Consider the following 15,927-nt stretch of genomic DNA (forward strand, 5'->3'; position numbering starts at 1 on the left):
CAGTGACTTGAGTACTGGCGTGTCCTAGCTGGTGGCTAACCAAAACTTGCGATTTGGTCGCATCATAGAGCCTAGTTGCTAGGGTATGACGCAGTTTGTGGGGGGTTACACGTACTTTGAAGTCCTCAGAGTACTTAGCAACCATCTTTTCCACGCTGGAAGCATCGATACGATTGGGAACACCTCTGTAGAGTGTCAAAAAGAGGGCTGTATCTGTTTTTTCCGTCTTATAGCGTTGATTTCGAATGGCTAGATAATTCTCTAAATAAGGTTTTGCAAAGGCTGCGACATTGACCGAGTCACGTTTGCCACCTTTTCGAGTGACATCAATGACCATCATCTTAAGATTGAGATCTCTTAGATCCAGATTAACAGCTTCAGATAAACGGACACCAGATGCCAAGAGAAGGGCAATAATGGCTAAATCACGTTCCTTATTTTTATTAAAGGAGGATAAGGCGCGATTTGAGAGCTGTTGTGGGTACTCTTGGTCGATATAAGTCAGAAAACCTTCTGTTTCATCACCTAGAAAGAGCTTTTGCTTGATATTTTCAGCTCTAGCAGCAAGCGTTTCTTTCTTTTTCTTGGTTGAAACTTTTTTCATTACATTTCGATAGAAATAAGGTTCTCCCTGGTCATTTTCGACTTCCTCGGTCAGATACTTGTAAAGACTAGAAAGGGCTGACAAGGTCCGATTGATGGTTATCTGAGAAACACCTTGTTTGCTTGTATTGGCATTCAGCAAAGGACGTTCACGTAGATAAAGGATAAAGGATTCCATATCTTTCTTAGACAGATTTTCCAAGACTGATAAAGGAATATCAGACAGTTTATCAGCGTTTGAAATTCCAGACTCTAAAACCCAGCTAAAAAATCGATCGTATTCCTTGAGGTATTCGTACAAGGTTGTAAAACTGTAGGGAACAGCAAGCTTAGATTGGTAGTATTCCAAAACATACCAGGGCATGATTTGTTTTAGTTTGTCGATTCGCTCCAGTAAAATCTCACGTTTCATGTATTTTCTCCATAAATAAGTCTACTAGTAGTATAGCATAGATTTATATATTTTTCAAGAAAATTATAGTTTTTCGGAAAGATGTTATAGAGCTTTTAAAAAAAGACTTAAACCTGTATAAAACGGATATAAATCTTTGGAGTTATTATTGTGAATCATTATCTAGTGCTTTTTCTAGTTTCCAAATACTAAACCAGAATGAAATAGTCAACAGAATAAGGAAAATAAAAAAGAGATTATCAGTAACGATACTTCTGTTCATTCTACATAACTGAAGAGCTACATAAGGAGCTATGAGATACAAAATACATTGTATAATTGCTATTGTTTTCTTTTTCATGATTTTAATCTTACTGTACAGATTTGATACAGTAAACTCCTTTCTAGCTTTTATGGTTTACTATTTCTAACTTAATTATAGTCTTATTTTACCAAAGTTCAATTATTTGTATGTGAAATGCCTCATCAGTAAAAAATAACCGATCTCATTACTGAGAATCGGTTTTCTAATGTATTTTTTATACTCAATGAAAATCAAAGAGCAAACTAGGAAGCTAGCCGCAGGCTTGTACTTGAGTATGGTAAGGCGAAGCTGGACGTGGTTTGAATCAGGGCTATAAGCCCAAATTACCAGCCAGCGCCTAAAGACGCTGGCTTTCACGTTGTTCAAGCCTTATTGCTCTTGACTCGTCACTTGCCTCTTAAAGAGGCTTTAGTATTACTTATCACTATCCCTAAAAGGATCCTCATATTCTTTTACACTTAATTTATCTAGTGCTATATCATGCTTTACTCGTTCTCAAATTTTCATACTCGTGAAGAAATCATCCACTGGATAATTTCTTTAATCTTGAATATATTTCTTAATTGTGGCTTCATTGAGTCCAACCGTACTCACATAATAACCTTCCGCCCAGAAATGCCGATTCCCAAACTTATACTTGAGGTTGGCGTGTTTATCAAACATCATGAATGCACTTTTACCTTTTAAATACCCCATAAAACTTGAAACACTTATCCTCGGTAGAATACTGACTAACATATGTACATGATCAGGCATTAAGTGACCTTCGATAATTTCAACACCTTTATAACTACATAAGCGATAAAATATTTCGCCTAAACTACTTCGATATTGATTATAAATGACTTTTCGTCTATACTTAGGGGTGAACACAATGTGATAGAACACATCCACTTTGTGTGTGATAAACTATGTGCCTTTTGCGCCATATTTTTCTCCTTTCGCTTTACAATTGGCTTGAACACCTTTATTGTATCGCGTTTGGAGTTTTTTGGGTATAACCTTCGACGCGCACCCCCATAGCGGGTGGTTTTTTTGTCTCGCACCTAGCGGAGCGAGACGGACTAATAGTCACATAATCAAGTTTTTACATAATACAAATTATGTAAATAAGATCTACAACAACAAATCTTTGACTTTCCCAATTTCACTTTTTGGAATTACTAGGTGAATCATATCACCCAGATACATTCTCGTTGAGCCATTAACTGTTTGGCTCTTACCATTATGGACTTGGGTTGTAATAAGGATATTGTGTGGTAAGTTGAGTTCATGAACCTGTTTCCCTGCTATTTTATCTGAAACAGGGATTTCAATGAGGGTGACTTCTCCTTCATCTGTTGCTTCTTCTGGCAACATTCTTTCTAGCATGGCCTCATAGACTGGCGCACCTTTAAGTAAATCCATGATGATATAGGAAACTAGGGTTACTAATCCAAGTGGCATGAGATTGCGAATATCTCCTACCATTTCGGTTACCAGAATCATAGCGGTTAAGGGTGCCTTAGATATTGCTCCAAAGTAACCACTCATTCCCAAAATGACAAATATAGGGAATTGCTCCTGACTGATAAGTCCAAGGTTAACACAAATAACACCAACTAGGGCACCGAGTAAGGAACCAAGAGCTAAAATTGGTAGGAAAATTCCTCCTGGAAGGCCACTTCCATAGCTAATCATGCTCCAAACAAAGCGAATCAAAAAGTAAGTTAATAAAACTTGGAAACTAAAATCTTGCTCAGTTAAGGAAAGAACCAGCTGATTTCCACCGCCAAGGATTTGTGGCAAGAAGATTCCGACTGGTATGATGAGAATAAAGGCAAGAATTGGGTAATAAGCTCTATCCAAATGTATTTTTTGACCAAGCCAATCATAAACTCTACCAACATTGAGTACAGCTTTTTCATAGAGAAAACCAGAAAGTCCTAGAAAAATTCCCATGAGAAGGTAAATCCAATACTGATCTAGGGTCATGAGTGGGATATTATCTGGCATATCCAGTACGGGTGTAAGGCCAAATATGAGCAATGAGACAAAGTTTGCTACGAGACTGGCTGCTAGAGTTGAGACCCAGAAAAAGCGTGAAAAATGGTGATAAACTTCTTCTACAACAAAGAGGAGGCCTGCTATCGGTGCATTAAAGGCTGCGGCTAAACCTGCTGCAGCTCCACTTGCAATCAAGGAACGTTCCTCTACTGGACTGGATTTAAGCCACTTGGCAATACCTTTACCACCAACCGCTCCGAGTTGAATGCTTGGTCCTTCACGCCCTAGCATAAGGCCACTAGCAATAGCCAAAATTCCTAGAATATATTTTTTCCAAAGTACGCCCCACCAGTTGAGAGTCATCAGTCCCTTTAATTCGGCTTCAACTTGAGGAATTCCTGAACCCTTGATGTCTTTTTCTGATCGAGTTAATTTCGCACTGAGCCAACAAACTATTAAATAAAATAGACCAATGATAAAAAGATTGCGCACTAGGTGCGCTTGATCTTGATAAAGTCCTTGTATCAGGTGGAAGCCTTTTTCGATTGAAAACCGAAAGGATCCGACGATGAGCCCTACGACGAGCCCGACAATGATTCCTCGTCCAACTTGGGATAATATAGTGCTTGAGGCAAAGGCAAATTCTTTCTTGGAACTGAGTGTTTCTGACTGCTCCTCCATAATCATTCCTTCTAACTTAACTTTCTTTTTCTACTGAAACCAGTGATTTAACGGGTTCAAAGCTGGTTCGGTGAATTGGGGTAACTCCTAGTTTTTTCAGTCCTTCCAAGTGTTTAGCGGTTCCATATCCTGCATTAGCAGCAAAATCATAGCCAGGGAACTGCTGGTCGTATTCCTTCATCAATTCATCACGTGTCACCTTGGCTACTATAGAAGCTGCTGCAATCGAGAGGGAGTTGGCATCTCCTTTGATGATGGAAGTTTGTGAAATGGGTAACTCCAGTTTCATGGCATCGATCAAAAGATGTTCAGGTTGCGGACTGAGCTTAGAGATTGCTTCTTTCATGGCTAGTTTGGTCGCTTCATAGATATTGACTTGGTCGATAACCTGATTATCCATGATACCAATGCCGATTGCCAAGGCTTGGTCTTGAACGGCTTGATAAATTTCCAGATGTTTCTTTTTAGGAATTTTCTTGCTGTCGTTGAGACCTCTAATCTTACAATTTTTAGGTAAGATGACGGCTGCAGCAACTACAGGCCCCGCCAGAGGACCACGACCAACCTCGTCAACACCTGCTATCAAGGTCAATCCTTGTTTGTAAAGTTCTTTTTCATAGGAAAGCATGTATTCCAAACGAAGATCCTCATCCAATTCAGCTTGAATGGCTTTTTTACGCTTGCTGATTTCCTTTTGAACTCCAGAGCGATTATCCTTTTCAAGCTCTAAAAAAATAGGGCTTTCTAACTCCTTGACCGTAGCAAGGAGTTCTTTGATTTCTTTAATCGTCGCCATCGAGGTCTTCCAATGTATCTAAGGTATAGTTACCGAGTTTGCCGTCGCGGACTTCCTTCACGAAGAGACTGTAGAAACGGTCATAGTCGTCACGGAAACCGAGGGCGCGGGTCATATCCATAATAATAACAGGCGCTTCTTCCTCAATTTTCATCTGTTTGAAGCGTTCAGCCAGCTTTTCTGGATAATGTTCTTTGAAATAATTGAGGCCAAAAATAGTTACCTCATCCATAGGAAGCAACTGGTCTTTGATAGCTCCAGTCAAGGCCAACTTAAGTGCAACAGTTTCATCCTCAAATTTAGGCCAAAGAATCCCTGGCGTATCTAAGATTTCCAAGTCTTTGTTAGTTTTGAGCCATTGTTGACCTTTGGTCACACCAGGCTTGTTGCCGACAACAGCAATTTTCTTACCAGCCAAACGGTTCATAAGCGTTGATTTACCAGCATTTGGAATCCCAATAATCATGGTACGCAAGGTTTCGATCTGAATCCCACGTTCTTTCTGGCGAGCAATCTTATCAGCCATGAGTTTTTTGGCCGCATCTGTTACGACTTTTACAGTCACTTGCTCTTTGGAGTTGATAGCCAGAGTCTGAATTCCTTGTGATTCAAAATATTGACGCCATTCCTTGGTCATTGCTGAATCTGCCAAGTCTGCCTTGTTTAAAATCAAGAGTTTTGGTTTGTCACCAACAATCTTTGTCAACATAGGATTTTGACTAGATAGAGGCAAGCGTGCATCTACCAAAATCGTCACAAAATCAACAAATTTTAAATTTTCCTGCACCTGTCGACGAGCCTTAGACATGTGACCAGGAAACCATTGAATAGTAGCCATTGAGTTTTTTTCCTTTCATAGCAAGGGTTTAGAGCCCCTATTTTATTTTACTGTTGTCTAAACACCAAGCGAACACCAAAACTACCATGCAATGGAAAAACCTCTGATTTGATTCTCACTTGATTTCACAATCTTTATATCAAACTGTGGATGGTATTTGACAATATTTTTTTGATTTTTAATAGTAAATTTGAAACAATATTTTTAGGTGAGTAACGTAGACTAAGATGTAACAAGTCTTTGAACTCATCAACACTTAATTCTACTTTATTGCTATTATCACTAGTTTCAATGAATTTTTCAATCATTCTGGAATATTTACAGGTATAACTTTTCAATTCTTCAAAATGGAAATTGTGATTTTCTACAAATTAATTTAAGGCTTTTACAGTATTTTCTTGTGAACGATTTATATTATGTGTATAACCCATTGTTGTCTCAAAGTTAGCGTGTCCTACTCTAGTCATAATATCTTTCACTGCTATGTGCATCTCATTACTTTGAAGGTAACTAATATGCATATGCCTAAACGAATGGGGAGTAACATGTTTTACCCACTTAAAACCATAGTCACTTAAACAATTTGTCAATAATTTTCCTTCTATTCGTTTCAAAATTTGACGAAAAGTGCTTGATGTTATTGGAGAGCCGTATTCTGTTCTAAACACACTTTCAGAATGTGTAAAAGCAGGACAGGGATGTTTCTCTATACAAGCATCAAACTCTTTATTTCTCTGTATTGTCCTTTTAATAGCTTCGCTTGCAGCTTCAGGCAAAGCTACTTCTCTAATTGAATTGAGTGTTTTAGTTGTATCAAAATGAAATTGTTCAACTTTTAAACAATGATATTGAAGTGCCTTATCAATATGCAAGATTCCTCTTTCAAAATCAATATCTGATGGTAAAAATGCTACTTCACTAATTCGAATACCTGTAAGCAACAATACTATAGCAAGATCATAATAGTTTGCATTTCTGCATTGGCGTAACACATCAAAAAATGCATGTAATTCATGGATTTCTAGAAATTTAGAATCATGTCTTTCTTTTGCTTTACGCCTTTTCTCTAGTGAAATATCTAGTTTTACCGCAGTCATTGGAGAAAACTTAATGACATTATATAACACACCATGATTAAAAATCTTATTACAAGTACTTTTTATATGAGTCATTGTTGAAGGCGATGCATCATATATTTCTAAATATTTATTGAGACTATTTTTCATCAGAAGTGGAGTAATCCTATCTAACAAAAAATCATCTCCTATAATTTTCCCAAGTCGTTTCATAACCAGTAGTTCTCTCTGAATTGTTTGTGGTTTAACAGAGACACACCAAGTCTGAAACCAATTTTCTTTTAACTCTCCAAATGTTGTAATCAGTTCAGGACTATACTGACTTTCAAATGAAGTAGTTAGTCTATCTATTTTATCAAGAACCTCTCTTTCAGCTTGTTTCCTCGCCCTACTAGTATTCTTAGTATAACTTACAGTTACTGATTTCCACTTTCCTGTTAGTGGATCTTTGTACTTTTCAACCACTTGATATAAGGGTTGCCCTTTTGAATTTGTTTTAGTTACATAATACATAATTTAATTCCTCTTAACTCTTAAAAAGAAATAAATCATTGTTGTATAGAATAAATAACTATCCTATATTATACCATGACTTCCTTATTTTGTCCGCTTTTGCTTCCATCTTAAGAAACTTTCAAATCCTTCTAGATTAATGAAAACAAGTTTATGGGTTGGGTTAATTACATACATGGAAAATGTTCTGTTTTCTCGCATTTCTTTAATCCATCTGTTCAATGTATATTGATTTAAACCATCCCATCTTTTTAGAATTCCCTTTTTATCAGCCCATTCTGCAATGGAATTTTCGACAGATATATATTTTATATTCATGTCATTATCCTTCCTAAAAAAATATTTTCTCCTCCATGGCATGACTGATGAAGTCATCATAAGAATTTCACTTACTGCTCTTTTACGGTGGCAGCCTGAACGGTCAGAAGTATCATTGTATATCATTTGTATCATGGCATATAAAGTATCGCTTTATTTTATTGATGGTTTTAATATCGCTCTTATCATGGCGAGCCATTCAAAACTGCTCCACAAATGAGGAAAGTACCATTTTGGACTATTCAATTGTCAAAGAACAAATAAAAAATCTCCTCATTTTCACACTCTATGAAATTGAGGAGATTATTTTCTAAAGCGAATTTTATCAGGAAAATCTGTCAATCCCAATAGATAGTCTGTACTGACATCGTAAAAGTTTGAGAGAGTTACCAATACATCTGCTGTTAACGTATGCTCACCCCGTTCAATTTTAGCATAAGCTGAGTTTGTAAACGAAAGTATTTTAGCTATTTGTTTTTGGGTCAAATCGTGATCTTCCCTCAAATCTCTCAAACGTCTGTAAATCTCGCTTTCTCCTGAGAAAAGTATAATATATAAAACTAAGAAATCATTCAAAGTGTCCAAATTGGACATTTTGAACTAAGATTAATTTATTAAACATATCTCATAAGCATATCTATTATGGGTAAGACAATATTAAAAAAGACGGTCAAAAAACAACCTGACTCCACTGGAATTCAGGAATCAGGTCGCTTAAGATTTTATATTATTTACTGTCTACTTGACAGGGAGCTGTTCACCAATGGGAATCTCTAGCTTTTTTGTGACTGAGAACTATTTTGTCTCAGACTTCTTCAATACACCTTGTTATTGGGAATTTACGGAAGGTTAATGAATTATTTAAAATAAAAGTAAAGAGAAACAAACAGACACTCTATAGCTGTTAGACGTTTTTTAGAGTAATAACAACTTGATAAAGTGAATACAATTTGCTTAATTAAGCGTAAAAAACCAAAATCGTAAAGTCAATTACTTTGAAGTCATGACTCACGTTTTATTGTTTCATTGTTAATCGTATTAAATTATTTAATTTTCGAGCAACATTTAAACTAGATTTTGTTCTTTCAATTTTATTAGTTTTGGAAGAAGGGAAAATTCAAATCCCATAATCCAGATACAAACTAATAATTTAATACCTAAGCTTGTAGTTGACTGAATTGCTGTATAATAATAAGTTGCAGGTATAAATATATTCCAATCACTCTGAAACGTGGTTAAAACAATAAGTATCAGCAAAATATTAGGTAGGGCCTTAGCTAAAATGGAATCAAATCTTATACAGCAAATTTGCATAAAGATAGCTATAGGTAAAAATAAAAGAAATGACATTATATTGGGAAATATTATATTTGGAAATAACATATCAGTTCCCATACCACCTAATTGAATTAAAGAAAAAATTGTATAAACAAAATAACAAATAAAACATCTTACGATATTTATCGTTACTTTTATATAGATGATTTTCGCGAGATTATTAGTGTTAATCACCATGATATTCCAACCATTATTATTATCTTCAATCAATGCCTCTCTTAGATTTTGATACAAAATTTGTATCGGAAAGATCATTAGCATATATATTACAGTGTGTAAAACATACCAATACTTATTATAAGCAAGTTCTGAGTATGATGCTGAAATATCTAAAATATATGTTTTTATAGCTAGAATGACTAGAATCTGAATACAGATGTCAACAATAATAAATAAAAATATTTTACTCTTAATCAATTCATTTTTAAGTAACTTCATTTTTATTACCTATTAAAGTTTCATCTCAAAACTTCTTTCGTTCAATTTACGAATTAATATATAAAAAAGTACGATGATTATTATATTAGATAGTAAAATCATATAAAATTGACTTTCAGTCACTCTAAAAGCATGAGAAAGATAAGTAAATGGTAAGTAAATCTTAAAATTATAATCGTTGTAGTATATGCTAATTGTTAATATCATCATTATAATACCAATTGGTATTATTCCAGAAATTTTCCTTATAAGTACTAAAGTTAGAAAATATAATAACATTATCATCAACGAGGAAATTAATTGAATGGTAAATGTTTTTAAAAAGAAAATCAAACCAATCTCTAAACTGTTATCAATAGCCTTCCCAATAACGTATAAGCTAATATAATCAGACAACCAAAAAGTAAATGTGTAAACCACTGTAATGAGTAATTTAGAATTTATTGTGTACTTGTTTCTAAATGGCAATGAAATTACGGTTAACCATGCATCATTTTTAAATTCTACTGCAAACACTTCGTAAATTATTAAAGATAGAACTAAATAAAATAGTTCAGAAAAATAAAATATTGTTTGTTCTTTAAAAATTAACTGCCAATTAGATAAAGCAAGTTCATTTTGATGCACCAATAAATAACCTCGATACCTAAAAGTTAAGTCTATATATAACAAAGCATTCAGAATTATTGGAAAAATAATAACAAACCATAAGATGCTTTTTTTCTGCTTTAGAAACTCTAATTTAATCATATTCACCTCCAGCTAAACAAGCTAAGTAGGCTTCTTCCAGATTTCGACAATTATACTTTTGTAAAAGGTTGTGGCAAGAACCAAAAAATTCAACTTTCCCATAATTTATAATTATAATATCAGATATCACTTTATCCAGTTCACTAAGAATATGACTTGATATTAAAAATGTAATACCTTTTTTCTCCTGTAGAAAACGGATTAAACTTCTAATTTCAATTACACCCTGTGGATCAAGTCCATTGATTGGTTCATCCCAAATTAATATTTCTGGACTACCTAACAATGATGCAGCTATACTTAGACGTTGTTTCATACCCATTGAAAAATTTTTCACTTTTTTCTTTTTAACATCTTTTAATCCTACCATTGATAGATATTCATTAAGTCTTTCAGTATCTAAACTAAGCCCTTTCATATTTGCTATTAACTTCAAATTTTTATAAGCATCAAGATGACCATAAAATGAAGGTCCCAAGACTAATCCTATCCTAGATAATATATTTTCGGAATTCTGTTCTACGGTTTGATTAAAAATAGTTATTTTCCCAGAATCTGGTTTTAAAATCCCTAGAATCATTTTGATAATTGTAGTTTTTCCAGCCCCATTTGGTCCAACAAAACCATATACTTTTCCCTTATTTAAATAAAATGAAGTGTTATGAATAACTTCAATATCTTTAAATCTTTTTGTTAGATTTATAATTTCAACTATAGCCATCTCTACTCCTTAGTTTACAGCAAAAAATTGTGCTTAATTCTTATTGTTTTTGTAAAAAATCAGCGAACCCAATACTATTCCATTCAACAAGCCTAAAGAAATACCATATTCAACTGGAAAATCTAAAAAAATTGCAAATACTATTCCAATCATCACCCCTAGTGAGGCTGCTGTTGAAATTACATATTCATTTACTTTCTTCATTTTCTTTACACCTCATTTCCTTTTTGTATATAAGCTGTAGTACTCTCCACCAAGAGCCATTAAGTACTTATGATTTCCTGACTCAACAATCTTACCACCTTTCATTACAAAAATAATATCCGCATCCTTAATCGTTGACAATCTATGAGCTACAATTATTTGAGTACAGCCCTGACTTTTTATATACTTTGTTATTCTTTCCTCATTAATAGTGTCTAATGCACTAGTTGCTTCATCTAAAATTACAATACTAGGATTATTTATTAATGCACGTGCCAGTGCTATCCGTTGTCTTTGACCACCTGAAATATTTGAACCCATCTCTGAGATGATAGTATTAAATTTCATCGGCATAGCCATGATTTCATCATAGATTTGAACTGCTTTACAAACTTCCTCTATCTTTTGTGAAGTAACTTCGTGCTTTAAAGTTATGTTATCAAGAATACTTCTGTTCAATAAAAACGAATCTTGTGGAACTACTCCTAAATTTTGACTTAATATTTTTTTATCTATTTGATTAATATTTATACCATCAAATAAAACTTTTCCTGTATCAATCTTATATAATCCTGATAGTATTTTTAATAACGTACTTTTTCCTGACCCCGATTGACCGACTAGTGCAATTCTCTGTCCTGACTCAATAGTCAAATTTAAATTTTCTATTACAGGAGCTGAGTCTTTGGAATAAGAGAAAGATAGGTCCTTAATATCTATTCTACCTTCTAAAGAACACTTTTTAAGACCATTTTCAACATTCTCTTCATTTTCAAGCCAGATATCATTTACTCTATTTAAGTATCCTGCTGCCAAAATATACTGCGTATAAGCATTAAATATTGAGATTTCTGAACTAAATAAAATTGATGCCATAGTTTGAAATGCGACAACCTCACCCAATAAAATTTTTCCATTTAAAACATTATCAAGTCCAAAAATCAATATAATTATAGGAGCGAACAATTGAAATACATTAGTAGCTGAATTGTATAAAATATACACAATACTTCGTTCCTTATACTTTGTCAATACGTTTTTTAAATGCTTAAACCAGTTTTCATATATTTCATCTTCTAATCCCGATATTTTTATTGAAGAAATAGTATTTAATGCTTCTGTTTCTACTGAGTAAATCAATGATTGTTCTTGTAATTCTCTATTAACCGTATCATACATTATTTTTCTAGTACTAAACAGAAACAAAAAATTGATTAAACTCAATATAAGAGCTATAATTGCTAGTGTTTTTGAACTAAGAAACATATATATTACAACACTTAGAATAATTCCAATATCTACTACTCCCCCAACAACTTGGTTAGTAAATAACTCCCTAAAACCACTAAGACTAGAGATTCTGTATAAAATATCTCCTTTTGCCCTGAGTTCAAAAAAACTATATGGTAGTTTAAGCAAATGCTTAAATGTAAAACTTTCAATATCTCTACTAAAAAATATATTAGAAAATAGAATTCCCATACTCCTAGCCAAGATAGAAATAAGGTACAAACAAAGTAGAGAAAATAAAATTAAAAACGAGGTTTGAAAAGAAAATGTATTACCTAATGCAGAATTAATAAACTTTGAAGTCATTACTGGTACGGAAAGTATTATTAAGTAACTTATTATTGAAAATAGCAACGTCAAAATCAATCGACCTTTTACCTTTGAAAAACTAGAGAATACTCTTATCCATGGTGAAGGAAACTGTGACTTCAAAGATTGGTAATTTTCGTTAGGAAATGATAGCAGTACTATATTACTAAAATGTTTTGAAAACTCCTTAAACTCATAATTTACATATCCTTTAGAAGGATCCATTATATAGACCTTATTCTTTTTTACTTTGTAAATAACTACATAATGTTGATTATCCCAAAATGCTATTAATGGTAACGGAAGTTCACTAATTTTATTTACATCTTTAACTTGATATGAACCAGTATCAAAATTTCGTTTATTCAATAACTGTTTCAAGTCACCTATACTATAACCATCTCTCCCTTTTTCTATATCACGTCTTAAATCTAGTAATGTCTCTTTGCTTTTATAGAAATGTAGTATGGACAAACAGCAACATAAACCACATTCTATTTGAGACATTTGCTCAATATTAGGTACTTTTCTAGTCATCATGTCCTCTTTAACTCTAGTAATAAAACATTCAGTAATCTATCATCTTGTTTTCGAGATATTTCATAGACAACTCCAGATACTCCTAGCATAAAAGAAAATGTATTCATAGTATTCAAATCCGTACTTAATTCTGGTTTGATAACCTGAGAAACGACATTATCAAAATACAAATCTATAGATTCTTTTATTAATAGGTTTTCTTCATCTTTCAATATTGCATCAAGACAACTGATAGTACCTACAGAACCATGACATAAATTCAATTCTCTTATTTTTTCTACATTAGATAATACATTTTCAATTATTGATAAATCATTATTCCCAATATTAGTTTTATCGAAAATTTCTTTTCTAGCTAACAAAATGCCCGGAGCTCCATAACACCAAAAATTAGGAAAGGAGTCATCATGATTTCTTCTTATATCTTTCCAATTTTTTAATATACTATTGAAACATTCATCTTCTTTATGTAGTAATTTCTCTATACATTTTAATATATCTGTACTAGGATTTATTTCATAGTAATATGATAATGACATTGCCACTCCAGAATAACCGTGTGCTAAACCTGTTACTGTTATATTATCTAATTGTGAAATACAATAATTAATACACTTTTTTAATAGTGTAAAAAGTTTTGAGCTATGTTCTATCTTATAAATATTACATAATAAAATAATTAAACTGGATATTCCTAAAAAATCAATTGGTTGATCTAACGGAATATCTTGTTTTTCTAGCATTGCTAAGTAAAACTTATATTTTTCATGATAGTCTGGTTCCGATGTTAGTGTAAAAAGGCAATAATATATATATATTACTGATCCAATGCCATTAAACGCCGAAAAGTTTCTATTTGTTTCAATTTCAATCATTGACTCGAACCCCTTTAGTAAACCATCCGCAACTATCTTATACTTTTCTTCGTTGAATTTTAAATATAGATAATATAATAGTAAAACTACTCCACCACCATCATACAGGCAATAAGAAACTGGTAAAATAACTTTCTTATCATCAATCTGACTAACAGAAGGAAGTATGCAAAACTCATTATTATTATTCCAAACGACTTGATGATTAACATAGTCGCCGACCTTTAATACTAGAGAATTTTCGTCATTAACAGGAATAATAAAATCGTGTAATGGGCTTTGATTTATGTCAGAGAAAGTCGTATCTTTAACTGTCGATAAAGATAAAAAAATCACATGCAACTGCTTTAACATATCCTTATTTCCCAGTTTTTGAAATCTTTCAAGTAGTTTACTTTGGATAGATGTAGCATAAAAATTACAAATTTTATTTTCCATAGAATAAATACTCAGACTATTAAATTTTGTATAAAAGTACGGTACATCTCCTTTCATTAAACTATTAATTTCAATTTCTACTTGCTTGCCTAAAGTACTGTCTAATTTATATGACGAGCTATTAAGTTTTTGAAATAGCTTTCTCTGATTTTTGATATCCGTAAGGTAATCTGGGTGAGTTGAAGCTTCTAAAAACTTAACATATACCATAGTTGGTCTTAGAACCTGTCTCAGATATAGAGGATATTTTTCTGACAATAATTTTATTTCTTCAATAAAATAATTCTTACGATTTTCAAGTATAGTATAACAAGCTTTGAATCCATCAATTATCTTACCATAAAATTTATTAGTTTCTTTTTTGACATTACTACTCGGAAGTACTACATGTACTTCTTTTAAATGAATATTATGTGAAAAATCATTTTCTATTGTAAATCTAGTAATATTTTCAGATAATTGTTGATAATTAGTCAGCGGACTTAAATCAAAATCAAATAAAGAGCTTTGAAAATTATTTGGTAACAATAATGTGTCTAAAACTGAGTCTTTGATAAACTTTTGAAATAGATCATGTACAGTTTCAGGGTTTTGAATAGTTGAATTCCTGTTGCAGTTTAAGTCTGGATTTGTAAATAAAGTCTCAGAATCAATAACAATCGGATAATTCTTACTCATTATTATGTTTTCTTTATGGAGATCTGTCACTTGCAGTGCATAAGCTATTGCAAGAAGTTCACCATATCTATAAAAGTAATCTTCGTAATCATTATCAAGATTACATTCTTGAAACTCTATAAACTCCTGCCATCCATAATTTTTTTTTGAAATTGATTTAGGATGGTATAATTTTAAAGGTAAACTTCTATTAACTAAACTAAAAAAATTCTCCAAAAATACGTCATTATTTAATGAATGAGGCTTATATAAAATTTTATCATCATTATTATTTTTAAATATAACTGCAGTCTTTCCCCCGTTATGCCTATCACCAGTAGAAAGTACAATTTCTTTGATTCCATCATCAAAATTGAATCCTATACGCTCCTTAATTTCATCTTTATCTCTAATGATTGATAACATTGCTTCCTCTATTAAATTAATCGTATGTTGATGCAAATGAAAAATTTTAATAAATAAGACTGGGTATGCTTTCTTAATTTTTTTAAAAAAAGGAACCGTCCCCAATTTTAAACAGTATCTATGATATCTTTCTTCTTTCGGTACACTCTCATTAACTCTTTGCCAATTGTAAAAATCATCAATCAGAGTACGAATTGTCAAATAATATATCTCAGAATAAAATTGTTTTTCTAGCATCTCTATAGATCCTTCTGAAAGATAACGTCGTATATCTTTCGATAAAGAGTTAATAAAGTACTTTGAAAATTGATTATTAAAAGTATAAAATGTACTTTCATAATTTTCCTCTATAGTACCTGAAGTAATTGATTTTTCAATTTTATTTAAATAACTTTCAACTGTCATAATTATCTC

At 32.5% G+C, this 15,927-nt stretch carries 12 protein-coding genes and 2 pseudogenes; all 14 read right to left on the reverse strand.

The window, feature by feature from the left end:
* The coding region (xerS, locus tag CJ239_RS00085; RefSeq protein WP_102210118.1) for a tyrosine recombinase XerS at positions 1–1,015 on the reverse strand (1,015 nt) is incomplete at its 3' end.
* Positions 1,016–1,733: 718 nt separating this feature from the next.
* Positions 1,734–2,248 (reverse strand): annotated as a pseudogene (gene tnpA / locus CJ239_RS00095) (IS200/IS605 family transposase).
* A 187-nt stretch (positions 2,249–2,435) separates the two neighbouring features.
* Positions 2,436–3,986 (reverse strand): ClC family H(+)/Cl(-) exchange transporter, encoded by a 1,551-nt coding sequence (locus CJ239_RS00100; RefSeq protein ID WP_102210120.1) that lies wholly within the window; start codon positions 3,984–3,986, stop codon positions 2,436–2,438.
* 16 nt (positions 3,987–4,002) lie between these two features.
* On the reverse strand, positions 4,003–4,782 hold the full coding sequence (locus tag CJ239_RS00105; RefSeq protein ID WP_102210121.1) for a ribonuclease HII: 780 nt from the start codon (positions 4,780–4,782) through the stop codon (positions 4,003–4,005).
* Entirely contained in the window at positions 4,769–5,620 is an 852-nt protein-coding gene (gene ylqF, locus CJ239_RS00110) for a ribosome biogenesis GTPase YlqF (RefSeq protein ID WP_102210122.1), read from the reverse strand. Before ylqF ends, CJ239_RS00105 begins: the two co-directional genes overlap by 14 nt.
* Positions 5,621–5,701: 81 nt before the next feature.
* Positions 5,702–7,209 (reverse strand): annotated as a pseudogene (locus tag CJ239_RS00115) (tyrosine-type recombinase/integrase).
* Between the two features lie 84 nt (positions 7,210–7,293).
* Entirely contained in the window at positions 7,294–7,527 is a 234-nt protein-coding gene (locus CJ239_RS00120; protein WP_001022845.1) for a hypothetical protein, read from the reverse strand.
* A 303-nt stretch (positions 7,528–7,830) separates the two neighbouring features.
* Positions 7,831–8,052, reverse strand: a complete 222-nt coding sequence (locus tag CJ239_RS00130) for a helix-turn-helix domain-containing protein (protein ID WP_016397755.1) — start codon at positions 8,050–8,052, stop codon at positions 7,831–7,833.
* A 540-nt stretch (positions 8,053–8,592) separates the two neighbouring features.
* Positions 8,593–9,303: a hypothetical protein gene (locus CJ239_RS00135; RefSeq protein WP_042900985.1), complete on the reverse strand. Its 711-nt coding sequence runs from the start codon at positions 9,301–9,303 to the stop codon at positions 8,593–8,595.
* A gap of 12 nt (positions 9,304–9,315) precedes the next feature.
* Complete coding sequence (locus CJ239_RS00140; RefSeq protein ID WP_042900986.1) at positions 9,316–10,053, reverse strand: ABC transporter permease; 738 nt, start codon at positions 10,051–10,053, stop codon at positions 9,316–9,318.
* Positions 10,046–10,774 carry an ABC transporter ATP-binding protein gene (locus CJ239_RS00145; protein ID WP_042900987.1) on the reverse strand — a complete coding sequence of 243 codons (729 nt, stop codon included), beginning with the start codon at positions 10,772–10,774 and terminating at the stop codon, positions 10,046–10,048. The genes CJ239_RS00140 and CJ239_RS00145 overlap by 8 nt, the downstream gene beginning before the upstream one ends.
* Before the next feature lie 33 nt (positions 10,775–10,807).
* Positions 10,808–10,978, reverse strand: coding sequence for a hypothetical protein (locus tag CJ239_RS00150; RefSeq protein WP_000757485.1), 171 nt, complete (start codon positions 10,976–10,978; stop codon positions 10,808–10,810).
* Between the two features lie 12 nt (positions 10,979–10,990).
* Positions 10,991–13,114: a peptidase domain-containing ABC transporter gene (locus CJ239_RS00155; RefSeq protein WP_080710225.1), complete on the reverse strand. Its 2,124-nt coding sequence runs from the start codon at positions 13,112–13,114 to the stop codon at positions 10,991–10,993.
* Positions 13,114–15,918, reverse strand: a complete 2,805-nt coding sequence (gene lanM / locus CJ239_RS00160) for a type 2 lanthipeptide synthetase LanM (protein ID WP_102210123.1) — start codon at positions 15,916–15,918, stop codon at positions 13,114–13,116. Before lanM ends, CJ239_RS00155 begins: the two co-directional genes overlap by 1 nt.
* Between the last annotated feature and the right edge of the window lie 9 nt (positions 15,919–15,927).

This window comes from Streptococcus sp. UMB0029, from assembly GCF_002871495.1.
GTDB lineage: Bacteria > Bacillota > Bacilli > Lactobacillales > Streptococcaceae > Streptococcus.